Source organism: Patulibacter sp. NPDC049589, assembly GCF_040675535.1.
Lineage (GTDB): Bacteria > Actinomycetota > Thermoleophilia > Solirubrobacterales > Solirubrobacteraceae > Patulibacter.
On record NZ_JBFAPC010000033.1, the window covers coordinates 1 to 13669 of the forward strand.

The window sequence follows — 13669 nt, forward strand, 5'->3', positions numbered from 1 at the left end:
CCGTCCAGCGCCGCCGGCTCGCCCCCGACGAGGGGCCGACGGCCGTCCGCCGCGCGCAGATCGTCGGCGAGCTCGGGGCCGAGCGCCGCACTGCCGAGCGCCTGACCCGCGAGCGCGCCGAGCGGGACGCCCGCGTCGCGACGCTGCAAGAGACCCTGGAGTCCGACCTGCGCGTCGAGCCCGTCGGCCAGCGGATGACGGACCTGCTGCTCGAGGCCCTGCGGGTCGTGCGGGAGCGCGCCGCGGTGCTCGAGCAGGCCGTCCAGGACGACCGGGCCGCGGGCGACGACGTCGCCGGCCGGCTGCGCTCCTGCGCCCAGCGCGAGGCCGACCTGGCGACCCGGATGCGCCGCACCGGCGAGCGCCTGACCACCGGCGAGGTCGCCTTCCAACGCGCCCGCGACCAGGAGGCCGAGATCCTCGTCGAGCTGCAGGCGCTGGCCGAGCGCCTGGGCCTGCCGCCGGAGCCCGCCGAGGAGGCGCTGGACGAGGAGACCGCCCAGACGCTGCGCGACCGGATCGCCCGCCTCCAGAAGCGCCGCGAGACGCTCGGCCCGGTCAACCCGCTCGCGACGGCCGCGTACGAGGAGGCCCGCGAGCACGTCGAGACGATCGAGGCGCAGCGCGGCGACCTGGAGACGGCGCTGCGCGAGCTGCGCGCGTTCGTCCGCGACACCGACCGCCAGATCCGCGAGACGTTCGAGCAGACGTTCACGGCCTGCGCGAAGAACTTCGAGGAGCTCTCCCAGCACGTCTTCCCCGGCGGCCGGGGCCGGCTGCGACTCGTCCGCGAGACGCCCGAGGACGAGACGTCCGACGCCGACGGCGAGCCCACCGGCGACGGCGCCCGCGACCTCGACGACGCCGACCAGGCCGACGCGGACCGCGACGAGGACCTCGGCGTCGAGATCGAGATCACCCCCGCCGGCAAGTCGATGAAGCGCCTGACGCTGATGTCCGGCGGCGAGAAGACGATGACCGCGATCGCGTTCCTCTTCTCGGTCTTCCTCGCCAAGCCGAGCCCGTTCTACGTGCTCGACGAGGTCGAGGCCGCGCTCGACGACCTCAACATCGACCGCTTCCTCCAGCTCCTGCGCCGCTACCGCGACCGCGCGCAGTTCATCGTCGTCACGCACCAGAAGCGCACGATGGACGTCGCCGACGCGCTCTACGGCGTGTCGATGGGCGGCGACGGCGTGTCGAAGGTCGTCTCGCGCCGCCTGGACCAGCAGGGCGTCGGCCCCGCCGAGCAGCTGCCGGGGCTCGCCGACCGCAACACCGCCGCGGGCTGAGCGCCGCGCGACCGGCTCGCGGGTGGACGCGGGCCGTCCGGCCGACGCGTCGGCCGCGCGACCCGTCGGACCGGTGTCGGTGGCGCGGCGCCACGACCCGGTGGAGCTTGCGGACCCCGGTATCGTCGGAGGGGATGGCGCGCGAGTGGACCGACCTCTTCGTCCTGGACGAGACCCGCGCGGCGGCGCTCCCGGCGCCGGAGCCGGAGAAGCGCGGGCGCTTCTTCAAGCGCCTACGCGAGAACATGAAGAAGACGCGCGACGCCCTCGGCGCCGAGCTGACGCAGACGCTCTTCGACAGCCTCGACGAGGAGACCTGGGAGCGCCTCGAGGAGGCGCTGATCATGGCCGACTGCGGCGCGAAGGCGACCGCGGCGATCGTCGGGCGGCTGGAGCAGGAGGCCACCACCGGAGGCGTCACCGACCCGCAGGCGCTGCAGAACCGCCTCGCCGAGCTCCTCGCCGAGGCCGCGCGCCCGAAGGAGGACGCCCGGATCGACCTGCGCGAGGGGCCGACCGTGATCATGGTCTGCGGCATCAACGGCACGGGCAAGACGACGTCGATCGGCAAGCTCGCCAACACGCTGACCAAGGAGCTGGGCCAGAAGGTCGTCCTCGGTGCTGCCGACACGTTCCGCGCCGCGGCGGTCGAGCAGCTGCAGATCTGGGGCGAGCGCGCCGGGGTCGAGGTCGTCACCGGCAAGCAGGGCACCGATCCCGCGTCCGTCGCCTACGAGGCCGTCCGCCGCGGCCGCGAGTCCGGCGCCGACGTCGTCATCGTCGACACCGCCGGCCGCCTGCACACCCAGCTGCCGCTGATGGAGGAGCTCTCGAAGGTCCGCCGCGTCGTCGAGAAGCTGATGCCGGGCGCCCCGCACGAGATCCTCCTGACCGTCGACGCCACCACGGGCCAGAACGGCCTGCGCCAGGCCGCGGAGTTCTCGAAGGTCGCGCCGGTCTCCGGGATCGTCCTGACGAAGCTCGACGGTAGCGCCAAGGGCGGCATCGCGATCGCGATCGCCCAGGACCTCGGCATCCCGGTCAAGCTCATCGGGATCGGCGAGGCCCTCGAGGACCTCCGCCCGTTCGACCCGGACGACTTCGCCCAGGCGCTCGTGAAGCCCGACGAGGTCGCGGCCTGAGCCGACGGGCCGCGGCGCGGATCGCCCGTCCCGCCGGGCCGCCGCGCCGTGCGTCGTACGGTGGCCGCATGACCAGCACCGGTTCCCTGACTCCGCGAGCCCTCGGCCCCGACCAGGTCCCGGTCGGCCCGGTCGGGCTCGGCTGCATGGGGATGTCCTGGGCCTACGGCACCGAGGGCGACGAGCCCCGGTCCCACGCGACCATCCACCGTGCGATCGCGGCCTACGCCGACCTCGGCGTCCCGCCGCTGATCGACACCGCCGACGTCTACGGCCCGTTCGTCAACGAGGAGCTCGTCGGCCGCGCACTGGCCGGGCGCCGCGACGAGGTGCTGCTCGCGACGAAGGTCGGCCTCGTCTCGGAGGCCCCGGCCCCGGGAGAGCCGCCGCGCCTGCGCCGCGACGCCCGCCCCGAGCGGATCCGCGGCGCCGTCGAGGACTCCCTCCGCCGCCTGGGCGTCGACCACGTCGACCTCTACCAGTTGCACCGCGTCGACCCCGACGTCCCGATCGAGGAGAGCTGGGGCGCGATGGCGGGGCTCGTGGCCGCGGGCCTCGTCCGCGCGATCGGGCTGTCGGCCGTGACCGTGGAGGAGGCGCAGCGGGCCCACGCCGTCCACCCGGTCGCCTCGATCCAGTCCGAGCTGTCCCTCTGGACGCGCGACCCGATCGAGAACGGCACGCTCGCCTGGGCCGCCGAGCACGGCGCGTCGTTCCTGCCGTTCTCGCCGCTGGGCCGCGGCGTCCTGACCGGGGCGATCGACCCGACGACGCTCGGCTCGGGCGACTTCCGCTCCACCCTCGGGCGCTTCCGCGGCGACGCCTGGGAGCAGAACCGCAGCACGATCGACGTCGTCGCCGAGCAGGCCGCGCGCCTCGGGGCCACCAACGCCCAGGTCGCGCTCGCCTGGGTCCTGGCCCAGGGCCCGCACGTCGTGCCGATCCCGGGCACCACCAAGCCGGAGCGGCTGGAGGAGAACGTCGGCGCCGCGGCGCTGGTCCTCGACGACGAGGCGACGGCCGCGCTGGCCGCCACGACCGCCGCGGTGGGGGCGAACACCGGGGCCTGATGCCGCGCGGGGCGGTGGGCCGGGGAGGCGCGACGGAGGACGTCCGCTGGGCGCCGTGCCGCTCGCCGAGTAGGATCACGCCATGGACGCGTGGGTCCCCTGGCTCCTCATCGCCGTCGTCCTCGGGGTCGGCGAGGTGCTCACCCTCTCGCTCTTCCTCGGGCCGTTCGCGATCGGCGGCGGCGCGGCCACGCTGGCGTCGCTGGCGGGCGCCGACACCGGGCCCCAGATCGCGATCTTCGCGCTCGTCACGGCCCTGATGTTCGGCTTCGTCCGCCCGATCGCCAAGCGGCACCTGCGCCAGCCGCACGCCACCAAGACCGGCACCGCGGCGCTCGTCGGGCGCACCGCGCTGGTCGTCCGGGCGATCGAGGGTCCCGAGCTGCTCGGTCAGGTCCGCCTCGACGGCGAGATCTGGACGGCGCGGGCCGAGGGCCACGAGCCCGTCGCCGTCGGGCAGACCGTCACGGTGCTCGAGATCCGCGGCGCCACGGCGGTCGTCGCCGACTGACGGACGGCGGTCGTCCGCGTCCCGCCGGAACTCCGGCCCGCCCACCGGACTGGCGCACCGCCACTCGCGGGGGCCGCGTCCGACGCGCCGGTGCCGCCCCGCTCGGTGCCGTCCCCGAGCCGATTGTGCGGCGGGCCCCCGGCTTTGTAGGCTCCCCCGCAGGTCGGGCGTTCGTCCAGGCCGCCGAGCCGTCCCCCCCCGGAGGTCCCCGTGGTCATCCTGATCGTTCTTGCCGTCCTGCTGTTCTTCGCGCTGCTCGTCGCGGCGAAGACGGTGCGGATCATCCCGCAGGCGCGGGCCGGGATCGTCGAGCGGCTCGGCCGCTACCAGCGCACGCTGGAGCCGGGCCTGCGGATCACGGTGCCGTTCATCGACCGCCTGCTGCCGCTGCTGGACCTGCGCGAGCAGGTCGTGAGCTTCCCGCCGAACTCGGTCATCACCGAGGACAACGTCTCGGTCTCGATCGACACGGTCCTCTACTTCCAGATCACCGACCCCAAGGGCGCGACCTACGAGGTCGCCAACCCGCTCCAGGCGATCGAGCAGCTGACGGCGACCACGCTGCGCAACGTCATCGGCGGCCTGACCCTCGAGCAGGCGCTGACCTCCCGTGACGAGATCAACGGCCAGCTGCGCACGGTGCTGGACGAGGCGACCGGCAAGTGGGGCATCCGCGTCGGCCGCGTCGAGCTCAAGGCGATCGACCCGCCGTCGACGATCCTCGACGCCATGGAGAAGCAGATGCGGGCCGAGCGCGACCGCCGCGCCGCGATCCTCACCGCCGAGGGCTCCAAGCAGAGTCAGATCCTGACCGCCCAGGGCGAGAAGGAGTCCGCGGTCCTGAAGGCCGAGGGCGCGAAGACCGCCGCCGTCCTCCGGGCCGAGGGCGAGGCCAAGGCGATCGGCACCGTCTTCGACGCCATCCACGCCGGGCGCCCCGACAAGGAGCTCCTGAGCTACCAGTACCTGCAGATGCTGCCGGAGCTCGCCAAGGGCCAGGCCAACAAGCTGTTCATCATCCCGTCCGAGTTCACGCAGGCGCTGTCGGGCCTGGGCAGTGTCGTCGACGGGCTGCGCGACCAGGCCGCCGCGGCTCCCGACGGCCCCGCGCCGACCGGCGGCCGCCCCGCGGACCCGGCGCGTGCCGTCGACCCCCCGCGCCCGATCGATCCGCCCCGCCCGGCGGACCCGACCCGGCCCGCGTAGGGACCGACCCCGGCCGCCGGCGACCCCGCCGGCGGCCGGACCACCGTCGTGCGCTGGATCGAGCTGGAGATCGTCGTCCCGGCGCCGCCGGAGGAGGCGTTCCCCTGGGTCGTCGAGCCCGGGCTGCTGAAGGAGTGGCTGCCGCAGCTGCAGGAGCTCCGGCCCCGCGGGTTCCTGCATCACCGGCCGGTGATGCGCCACGGCGGCCTGCGGCTCGGCCTCGACGTCCGCGTCGCCCGGGTCGTCGTCCCCGAGGTCATCGAGCTCGACGTCATCTGGCGCGGGGTCGTCGGCCGCTCCGTTCTCGAGGTCGCGCCGCACGACGACGGCTCGACGGTCACCTGGCGCGTCGGCCTGACGCTCCCGCCGTCGCTGCGGCTGGCCGGACCGGGGATCGCCCGCGAGCTCCGGCGCGTCGTGCGTCGCGACCTCGAGCTGCTCGCCGAGCGCCTGGGGGAGCCCCATCCCGACGTCGCGGAGCACCCCGACGACGAGCTCGACGACGACGTCCTCGGGCCGGGCGAGGAGCCGTCCGGTCCCGCCGGGCCCACGACCGCCCTGCCGGAGCAGCGATCCGGCTGAGCCGCGGGGCCCCGGCCGTGCGAGACTGGGGGAGCCGTGTTCGACGCCCTCTCCGAGAAACTCCAGGCGACCCTCGACGACGTCCGGGGGCGCGGCTCGCTGACCGAGTCCGACGTCAACGTCGCGATGCGGGAGATCCGCCTCGCCCTCCTCGAGGCCGACGTCAACTTCAAGGTCGTCAAGTCCTTCACCGCCACGGTCAAGGAGCGCTGCCTCGGCGCCGACATCCTCGGCAAGCTCAACGCCGGGCAGCAGGTCGTCAAGATCGTCCACGAGGAGCTCGTCGACCTGATGGGCGGCCAGTCGGAGGGCCTGACGTTCGCGTCGAGTCCCCCGACCGTGATCCTCATGTCCGGCCTGCAGGGCTCGGGCAAGACGACCGCCGTCGCGAAGCTCGCGCGCTGGCTGAAGGAGGAGAAGGGCTCCTCCGTCGCCGTCGCCGCCTGTGACGTCCAGCGCCCGGCCGCCGTCGAGCAGCTGCGCCTCGTCGGCGCGCAGGCCGGGGCGACGGTCTACGACCGCGGCACCGAGCTGCCGGCCGTCGAGGTCGCCCGCTGGGCGCTCGACCAGGCCAAGCAGGACGGCAAGGACGTCCTGATCGTCGACACCGCCGGCCGCCTGCACGTCGACCAGGACCTGATGGACGAGCTCGTCCAGATCCGCGACGCGGTCCGGCCCGACACCGTCCTCCTGACCGTCGACGCGATGACCGGCCAGGACGCCGTCAACGTCGCCGAGCAGTTCGCCGCCGCCGCCGGCTTCGACGGCGTCGTGATGTCCAAGCTCGACGGCGACGCCCGCGGCGGCGCCGCGCTGTCGGTCAAGGCCGTCACCGGCAAGCCGATCCTCTTCGCGTCCACCGGCGAGAAGCTCCCCGACTTCCAGGCGTTCCATCCGGACCGCATGGCCCAGCGGATCCTCGGCATGGGCGACGTGCTGTCGCTCATCGAGTCCGCCGAGAAGCAGTTCGACGAGGGCGACGCCAAGGACCTCGAGCGCAAGCTCCGCCGCAACGAGTTCACGCTCGAGGACTTCCTCAAGCAGATGAAGATGATCCGCCGGATGGGTCCCTTGTCGAAGGTCCTCGGCATGCTGCCGGGCGTCGGCTCGCAGCTGAAGGACGCCCAGATCGACGACCGCGAGATGGACCGCGTCGAGGCGATCATCCTGTCGATGACCAAGCAGGAGCGCCGCCAGCCCGAGCTCATCAAGGGCGGCCGCCGCCTGCGCATCGCCAAGGGCTCCGGCACCTCGGTCCAGCAGGTCAATCAGCTGGTGAAGAACTTCCAGCAGATGCGCAAGATGATGAAGCAGATGTCCAAGGGCGGCATGAAGGGCCTCGAGGGGATGATGGGCGGCCAGATGCCCGGCGGTCTCCCCGGCGGCGCGGGCCAGGCCGGCCAGGGCGCCCCGGTCGGCGTGCGCGGCGGCAGCCGCGCGGCGCGGCGCCGCAAGCGCTGACCGGGAAGGGGTGCGGGGCCCCGGCCCGTGCCTCTCGGGTCCGGGAGCGGGCCGCACTGCGACGGGGCACGGCCCATCCGCAGGGGAAGCCCGCGGTGGCGCACCGCAGGCAATTCCGGGTCGCGGTAGGCTGTCCGTCTTCCGGCTTGCGGCCTCTTGGCCCCTGCCGCTGTTTTTCCTCCTGACTTTGACTGAAGGACGTTCGTGGCTGTTCGACTGAGGCTCACCCGCGTGGGGAGCAAGAAGAACCCGGTGTGGCGCGTCGTCGCCGCTGATTCGCGCAACAAGCGCGACGGCCGGGTGATCGAGACCATCGGTCAGTACAACGCGCAGACCGAGCCGTCCACCATCCTTCTCAAGGAGGATCGGGTGCGTCACTGGCTCGACGTCGGCGCCGAGCCGTCCTCGACGGTGAAGAAGCTCCTGCGCACGCAGGGCATCGAAGTCCGCTGAGCCGGCCGTGACGGCCGCCGACCAGGATCCGACCGTGGTCGCCGAGCTGCTCGGCGACCTCACGCGAGCGATCGTGGACGAGCCCGAGGCCGTCACCGTCACGCCGGAGCAGAACGCCGAGGACGGCTCCGTCGTCCTCGAGCTGCGCGTGGACGACGGCGACTACGGCAAGGTCATCGGCCGTGGCGGTCGCACCGCCTACGCGCTGCGGACCGTCGTGAAGGTCGCCGCCGCGCACCGCGAGCAGCGCGTCCTCGTCGACATCGTCGACGACTGACGTGGCGACCGACCCGCAGTCCGGACCGGACGCCTCGGGCGCTCCGGCCGGCTCCGACGCGCCCGTCCCGGGGCTCGACGCCGTCCCGATGTACGCCCTCGGGCGCATCGGCAAGGCCCACAGCCTCGACGGCTCGTTCGGCGTCACGAAGCCCAAGGGCGAGCACCTCGTCCAGGGCGCCATCGTGGTCGTCGCCGGCGTGGAGCGCGAGATCGTCCGCCGCAGCGGCACGGACGCCAAGCCGATCCTGCGCCTGCAGGGCATCGACGGCATCGACGCCGTCGAGGCGATGCGCGGCACCGACCTCTTCATCCCGCGCGCCTCGCTGCCGGAGCTCGACGACGAGGAGTACTGGCCCGACGACCTCGTCGGCCTCCCCGTCCGCGCCACCACGGGCGAGCCCGTCGGCACGCTCGCCGAGGTCCTGACGATGCCGTCCGTCGACGTGCTCCGGGTCGAGCGGGACGGCGCGGTCGACCTGCTGGTGCCGTTCCACCGCGAGGCCGTGCCGGTCTTCGACGTGGAGGGCCGGGACGTCGCGATCGACCTGGTCTTCCTCGACGAGCCCGTGCCCGGCGCGGGGGACGCCCCGGCGGGCCCCGCCGCGACGACCGACGAGGGGTGACCGGGTGCAGCTCGACGTCATGACGCTGTTCCCGGACTGGTTCGACTGGTTCCGCGAGCAGCGCCACGTGAAGAACGCGATGAAGGACGGCCACGAGGTCCGCACCTTCAACCCGCGCGACCACAGCGACATGTCCGCGCGCCAGGTCGACGACACGCCCTTCGGCGGCGGCGCCGGCATGGTCCTGCGCGTCGACGTGATGGAGAAGGCGCTGCGCGGCGTCTACGACCAGGACCCGGTCGAGCTGCGCAAGGAGCGCCGCGTCATCGCGCTGACCCCCGGCGGCCGGGTCCTCGACGACGCGTTCGTCGACGAGCTCGCGGCCGAGGAGCAGGGCATCACGCTCCTCTGCGGCCGCTACGAGGGCTTCGACGAGCGCATCGTCCAGCACTTCTGCTCCGACACGCTGTCGATCGGCCGCTACGTGCTGGCCGGCGGCGAGCTCGCGGCGATGGTCGTCTGCGACGCCGTGCTGCGCAAGCTGCCCGGCAGCCTCGGCCACGCGAACTCCGCGGTCGAGGAGAGCTTCTCGGTCGCGCTGGACGGCGACCCCGAGTACCCGCACTACACCCGGCCGGCGGAGTACCGCGGCTGGAAGGTCCCCGACGTCCTGCTCTCGGGCCACCACGCCGAGATCGAGACGTGGCGACGCGCCCGGAGTCGCGAGCGCGGCGACGGCGGCTCCCGCCTCGGTCGCTGACCGGCCCGGGGCGGACGGTCGCTCGAGGGCCGCGACGACGCGTCCTCGGGCCGTCCGGCCGGCGTTCCGGCCGCTCTGCAGCGGTTTCCGGGCCGGCAGGGGGGAGGCGCGAGGCGCCGGACCCCGGGGCTCCGCTAAGGTTCCCAATCTTGCCCGGATCACGCGCTGGTGCGTGTTTTCCGACCAGTCCGGGCCCCTCGCTGATGACCACCGTAATCGAGAAGCTCGAGCGTGAACAGCTCCGCTCGCAGCCCGACTTCCAGCCCGGCGACCGCGTTCGCGTCCACTTCCAGGTCGTCGAGGGCACGCGTCGCCGTACGCAGGTCTTCGAGGGCATCGTCATCAAGCGCCAGGGACACGGCGCTCGCGAGACGTTCACCGTGCGCAAGCAGAGCTTCGGCGTCGGTGTGGAGCGGACGTTCCCGCTGAGCTCGCCGAAGATCGAGAAGATCGACGTCGCCGCCCGCGGTGACGTCCGTCGCGCCAAGCTGTACTACCTGCGTGGCCGCGTCGGCAAGGCCGCCCGCGTCCGCGAGCGCCGCTACGTCGCGCCGGAGAAGGTCGCCGCCGCGCCCGCTCCGGTCGCCGACGAGGCTCCGGTCGCCGAGGCCCCCGAGGCCGAGGCGCCCGCCACGGAGTCCTCGGACTCCTAGCCGCACCGCTCTCCCCCCGTGAGCGACGACGCTCCCGAGCCCCGGTCCTCGACCGGGGCTCCGGCCGCGAAGGCGAAGAAGAAGAAGGGCCTCAACCCGCTCGTGGAGCTGGTGGGGCTCGTCGCCATCGCGCTGCTGCTGGCCCTCGGCATCCAGGCCTTCCTCGTGAAGCCCTACCGGATCCCGAGCGAGTCGATGGAGCCGCTCCTCGACATCGGCCAGCGCGTGCTGGTCAACCGCCTGTCGCACCACCTGGGCAGCGACCCGTCGATCGGCGACGTCGTCGTCTTCCACCCGCCCAAGGGCGCGAAGACGGACGACACCGGCCAGATCGACTCCGCGGAGTGCACCGAGGCGGACAACATCGAGAACGGCCGCCCGTGCCCGCAGAGCGTCGGCGGCGAGTGGAAGAGCGAGAACTACATCAAGCGGGTCGTCGCCGGCCCGGGCGACAAGGTCTCGGTCAAGGACGGCCACGTCATCCTGAACGGCAAGCTCCAGAAGGAGTCGTTCATCTCCGACACCTGCGACGGCGCCGGGTCGACGAACACGCCGTGCAACCTGCCGAAGACCATCACGGTCCCGACGGGGCACTACTACATGATGGGCGACAACCGGGGCGAGTCCAACGACAGCCGCTACTGGGGCCCGGTCCCGCGCGACTGGGTCATCGGTGGGGCGTTCGCGACCTACTGGCCGCCCAAGCGCATCGGCGGCATCTAGCCGCCGGTGGCTCCCGCGACGCCCGCCTCCAAGCGCCGGACCCCGTCCTCGGGGTCCGTCAGCCGCGGGCGTCGCCTGTTCGCCCACGACCGGGCCCTCGGGGTCCGCTGGGTCGTGGGCGCCGACGAGGCCGGCCGCGGCTGCCTCGCCGGGCCGCTCGTCGCCGGTGCGGTCCTCTTCGACCTGCAGCGAATCGGCCCGGCCGAGGTCCGCGCCCTCGGGGCGCTCGACGACTCGAAGGCCCACACGGCCGAGGCGCGCGAGCGCCTGTTCGGCGTCGTCCTGCGGATCGCGGAGCGGGTCGGCTCGGTGTCCCGGTGCGTCGAGGGCCTCGACGACCGCGGCCTGCACGTCACGAACCTCGAGGCGCTGTCCACCGCCGCGCGCCGCGTCGCGTGTCCCGGGGCGCTCTGCCTGACCGACGGCTTCCGGGTGCCCGACACCGGATTCGAGCAGCGCCACGTCGTCGGCGGCGACGCGAAGAGCGCCGCCATCGCGGCCGCGTCGATCGTCGCGAAGGTCACCCGCGACCGCTTCATGCACCGCGCGGCGGAGCGCCTGCCGTCCTGGGGCTTCGACCAGCACATGGGCTACGGCACGCTGGCCCACCAGGACGCGATCCGGGCCCACGGCCTGTCGGAGCTGCACCGCCGGTCCTTCCGCGCGGCGGCGTACGAGGGCCTGCTGTAGGCGGGGGACACGGCGCCGTCCGGGGCCGGTCGGCCGCGGGTGGTCGGGCGTCGGTCGGGCTCCGGTGGTCGATCGTCGGTCGTTGGTCGTCGGTCGGACGCCGGTGGTCGGTGGTCGGTCGTTGGTCGTCGGTCGTCGGTCGGGCATCGGCCGTCGGTCGGGCATCGGTCGCCGGTCGGGCGCCGGACGGGGCGCGGCTCAGAACGCCGCCTCGATGTGGTCGAGCCGGACGAGCCGGCCCGCCTCGTCGACGAGCACCCCGATGGCGTCGAAGCGCACGTCGCGGCCCGTCGGGCGGTCGGTGGTCTCCGACAGCCACGCCGCGGCGAGCCGCCGGACCTGCCGCCGCTTGCGTTCGTGCAGCGACGCCCAGGGGGCCGCCCGCCCGCGCGCCAGCCGCGCCTTGACCTCGCAGAAGACGATCGTCCGGCCGTCGTGCACGACGAGATCGATCTCGCCCCAGCGGGTGCGGGCCCGGGCCTCCAGCACGTCGAAGCCCAGCCGCTCGAGGTGCTCGCGGGCGTAGCGCTCCCCGATGCGGCCCACGGCCGGCCGGTGGTCGGGGCCGCGGGACGGGCCGGTGGGGGAGGACGACGGATCGGGCACGGTTCCGACGCTAGGTGGCGGGGCGTCACGGATCAGGAGCCCGGGAGCACCGTCCGGGGCACGACTCCGTGCCGGTCCTGCGCGCCCGGGGTGCGGCGCGGAGTCGCCGCCGTCCCGGTGCCGTTCCGGCACGATCGGGCCCTGGAACGGGCGCGACCCCCCGGCCTAGCGTGGCGCCCATGTTGGCCCGTGTGCACACGTTCTCGATCGACGGTCTCGAGCCGCGTCCGGTGGTCGTCGAGGTCGACGTCCGCCCGGGGCTGCCGTCGTTCACGATCGTCGGCCTGGGGGACCTGGCCGTCCGCGAGTCCCGCGAGCGCGTCCGCGCGGCCCTCGGCAACCAGGGGTTCGAGCTGCCCCAGCGCCGGATCACGGTCAACCTGGCGCCGGCGAGCCTGCCGAAGGGCGGCCCGGGCTTCGACCTGGCGATCGCCGTCGGCCTGCTCGCCGCGTCCGGGCAGGCCCCGGGCGTCGACCTGGGAGCCGTGGCGGTGGTCGGCGAGCTCTCGCTCGGCGGGATCGTGCGCCCCGGCCGCGGCGCGCTCGTGGTGGCGGAGGGCGCGCGGGCGTCGGGGCTGCGCGCGATCGTCCTTCCCCGCGAGCAGCTCGACGAGGCGGGACTCGTCCCGGACGTCGCCGTCCGCGCCGTCGGGACGCTGCGCGAGGCCGTCGGGGCCCTCGCCCAGCCCGGCCGCGACGACCGCCGTCCGACGGATGCCCCGCCGCCCGCTCCGTCGGGTCCGGACCTGGCCGACGTCCGCGGGCAGGCGCTCGCGCGGCGCGGACTCGAGGTGGCGGCCGCGGGCGGCCACAGCCTGTTGCTCGTCGGGCCTCCGGGGACGGGGAAGACGATGCTCGCCCGGCGCCTCCCCGGCCTGCTGCCCCCGATGCGGGCGAGCGAGGCGCTCGAGGTCACGCGGATCCACAGCGTCTGCGGGTTGCACGACGGCGCCGGCCTGGTCGCCGAGCGCCCGTTCCGGGCCCCGCACCACGGCACGTCCGCCGCGGGTCTCGTGGGTGGCGGATCGGTCGGCCGGCCGGGGGAGATCACCCTGGCCCACCGCGGCGTCCTCTTCCTGGACGAGCTCCCCGAGTTCCGCCGCGACGCGCTGGAGGCCCTGCGCCAGCCGCTGGAGGACGCCCGCGTGGTCCTCGTCCGCCAGGGCCGGACCCGGACGTTCCCGTCCCGGACGCTGCTCGTGGCCGCCGCGAACCCCTGCCCGTGCGGCCACCACGGCACGAACCGCTGCCGCTGCGGCCCCCAGGACCTCGACCGCTACCGGCGCAAGCTCTCCGGCCCGCTGCTGGACCGGATCGACCTGCACGTGTCCTGCCCCCGGCCGAGCGCCGAGGAGATCTCGGGCGCCCCGGCGGCCGGGACGGCAGAGGTCCGCGAGCGGGTCCAGGCGGCACGGGAGCACGGCGCCGACCGCCGCCGGAGCACCGGCCCGCGGCGGCTGGAGTCCGACCTCGCGGGCGACGCGGCAGCGCGGCTGGAGCGCGCCTACCTCGGCGGCTCGCTGTCGGCCCGCGGCCGGGCCCGCGTCCTGCGGCTGGCCCGCACGATCGCGGACCTCGGGGCGTCGGCGGCGATCACCGGCGACCACTTGGACGAGGCGCTGTTCCTGCGCATGCACGTGCGCTCGGACGACGGCGCGGTGGCGGCGTGAGGGCCTGC

General features: G+C 74.3%; 15 protein-coding genes and 1 pseudogene. 15 read left to right on the top strand and 1 reads right to left on the bottom strand.

What is annotated here, in order from left to right; all coding sequences use genetic code 11:
• The 14 genes and pseudogenes from AB0L40_RS08545 to AB0L40_RS08610 all read left to right on the top strand — a co-directional run.
• A partial coding sequence (locus AB0L40_RS08545) for an AAA family ATPase (RefSeq protein ID WP_364352127.1) occupies positions 1 to 1292 on the top strand: 1292 nt, incomplete at its 5' end.
• Between the two features lie 134 nt (positions 1293 to 1426).
• Positions 1427 to 2434, top strand: coding sequence for a signal recognition particle-docking protein FtsY (gene ftsY / locus AB0L40_RS08550; RefSeq protein WP_364352130.1), 1008 nt, complete (start codon positions 1427 to 1429; stop codon positions 2432 to 2434).
• Between the two features lie 68 nt (positions 2435 to 2502).
• Positions 2503 to 3504 carry an aldo/keto reductase gene (locus tag AB0L40_RS08555; protein ID WP_364352133.1) on the top strand — a complete coding sequence of 334 codons (1002 nt, stop codon included), beginning with the start codon at positions 2503 to 2505 and terminating at the stop codon, positions 3502 to 3504.
• Between the two features lie 82 nt (positions 3505 to 3586).
• Positions 3587 to 4015, top strand: a complete 429-nt coding sequence (locus tag AB0L40_RS08560) for an NfeD family protein (protein ID WP_364352136.1) — start codon at positions 3587 to 3589, stop codon at positions 4013 to 4015.
• 210 nt (positions 4016 to 4225) lie between these two features.
• Positions 4226 to 5221, top strand: coding sequence for an SPFH domain-containing protein (locus AB0L40_RS08565; protein ID WP_364352139.1), 996 nt, complete (start codon positions 4226 to 4228; stop codon positions 5219 to 5221).
• A gap of 48 nt (positions 5222 to 5269) precedes the next feature.
• Entirely contained in the window at positions 5270 to 5803 is a 534-nt protein-coding gene (locus tag AB0L40_RS08570) for an SRPBCC family protein (protein ID WP_364352142.1), read from the top strand.
• Between the two features lie 36 nt (positions 5804 to 5839).
• Entirely contained in the window at positions 5840 to 7264 is a 1425-nt protein-coding gene (gene ffh, locus AB0L40_RS08575; RefSeq protein ID WP_364352145.1) for a signal recognition particle protein, read from the top strand.
• A 204-nt stretch (positions 7265 to 7468) separates the two neighbouring features.
• A complete protein-coding gene (rpsP, locus tag AB0L40_RS08580; protein WP_364352148.1) occupies positions 7469 to 7717 on the top strand; it encodes a 30S ribosomal protein S16 in 249 nt (82 codons plus the stop codon).
• Between the two features lie 7 nt (positions 7718 to 7724).
• A complete protein-coding gene (locus tag AB0L40_RS08585) occupies positions 7725 to 7994 on the top strand; it encodes a KH domain-containing protein (protein ID WP_364352151.1) in 270 nt (89 codons plus the stop codon).
• A 1-nt stretch (position 7995) separates the two neighbouring features.
• Positions 7996 to 8619 (top strand): ribosome maturation factor RimM, encoded by a 624-nt coding sequence (gene rimM, locus AB0L40_RS08590; protein WP_364352154.1) that lies wholly within the window; start codon positions 7996 to 7998, stop codon positions 8617 to 8619.
• Between the two features lie 4 nt (positions 8620 to 8623).
• Positions 8624 to 9319: a tRNA (guanosine(37)-N1)-methyltransferase TrmD gene (gene trmD / locus AB0L40_RS08595; RefSeq protein ID WP_364352157.1), complete on the top strand. Its 696-nt coding sequence runs from the start codon at positions 8624 to 8626 to the stop codon at positions 9317 to 9319.
• Positions 9320 to 9522: 203 nt separating this feature from the next.
• Positions 9523 to 9861: pseudogene (rplS, locus tag AB0L40_RS08600) on the top strand (50S ribosomal protein L19); the annotation flags it as partial.
• Between the two features lie 129 nt (positions 9862 to 9990).
• Positions 9991 to 10695 carry a signal peptidase I gene (lepB, locus tag AB0L40_RS08605; RefSeq protein ID WP_364352160.1) on the top strand — a complete coding sequence of 235 codons (705 nt, stop codon included), beginning with the start codon at positions 9991 to 9993 and terminating at the stop codon, positions 10693 to 10695.
• Positions 10696 to 10701: 6 nt separating this feature from the next.
• A complete protein-coding gene (locus AB0L40_RS08610; RefSeq protein WP_364352163.1) occupies positions 10702 to 11385 on the top strand; it encodes a ribonuclease HII in 684 nt (227 codons plus the stop codon).
• Positions 11386 to 11583: 198 nt separating this feature from the next.
• Here the strand turns inward: AB0L40_RS08610 and AB0L40_RS08615 are convergent, their stop codons facing one another.
• Positions 11584 to 11991 (bottom strand): YraN family protein, encoded by a 408-nt coding sequence (locus AB0L40_RS08615; RefSeq protein ID WP_364352166.1) that lies wholly within the window; start codon positions 11989 to 11991, stop codon positions 11584 to 11586.
• A 179-nt stretch (positions 11992 to 12170) separates the two neighbouring features.
• Between AB0L40_RS08615 and AB0L40_RS08620 the strand changes: the two genes are divergently transcribed.
• Positions 12171 to 13661: a YifB family Mg chelatase-like AAA ATPase gene (locus tag AB0L40_RS08620; protein WP_364352169.1), complete on the top strand. Its 1491-nt coding sequence runs from the start codon at positions 12171 to 12173 to the stop codon at positions 13659 to 13661.
• Positions 13662 to 13669 lie beyond the last annotated feature (8 nt).

Bases quoted from the DNA above. Each gene is read 5' to 3' on its own strand.
- AB0L40_RS08620 (WP_364352169.1), top strand. From the start codon at position 12,171: ATGTTGGCCCGTGTGCACACGTTCTCGATCGACGGTCTCGAGCCGCGT.
- AB0L40_RS08555 (WP_364352133.1), top strand. From the start codon at position 2,503: ATGACCAGCACCGGTTCCCTGACTCCGCGAGCCCTCGGCCCCGACCAG.
- ftsY (WP_364352130.1), top strand. From the start codon at position 1,427: ATGGCGCGCGAGTGGACCGACCTCTTCGTCCTGGACGAGACCCGCGCG.
- AB0L40_RS08560 (WP_364352136.1), top strand. From the start codon at position 3,587: ATGGACGCGTGGGTCCCCTGGCTCCTCATCGCCGTCGTCCTCGGGGTC.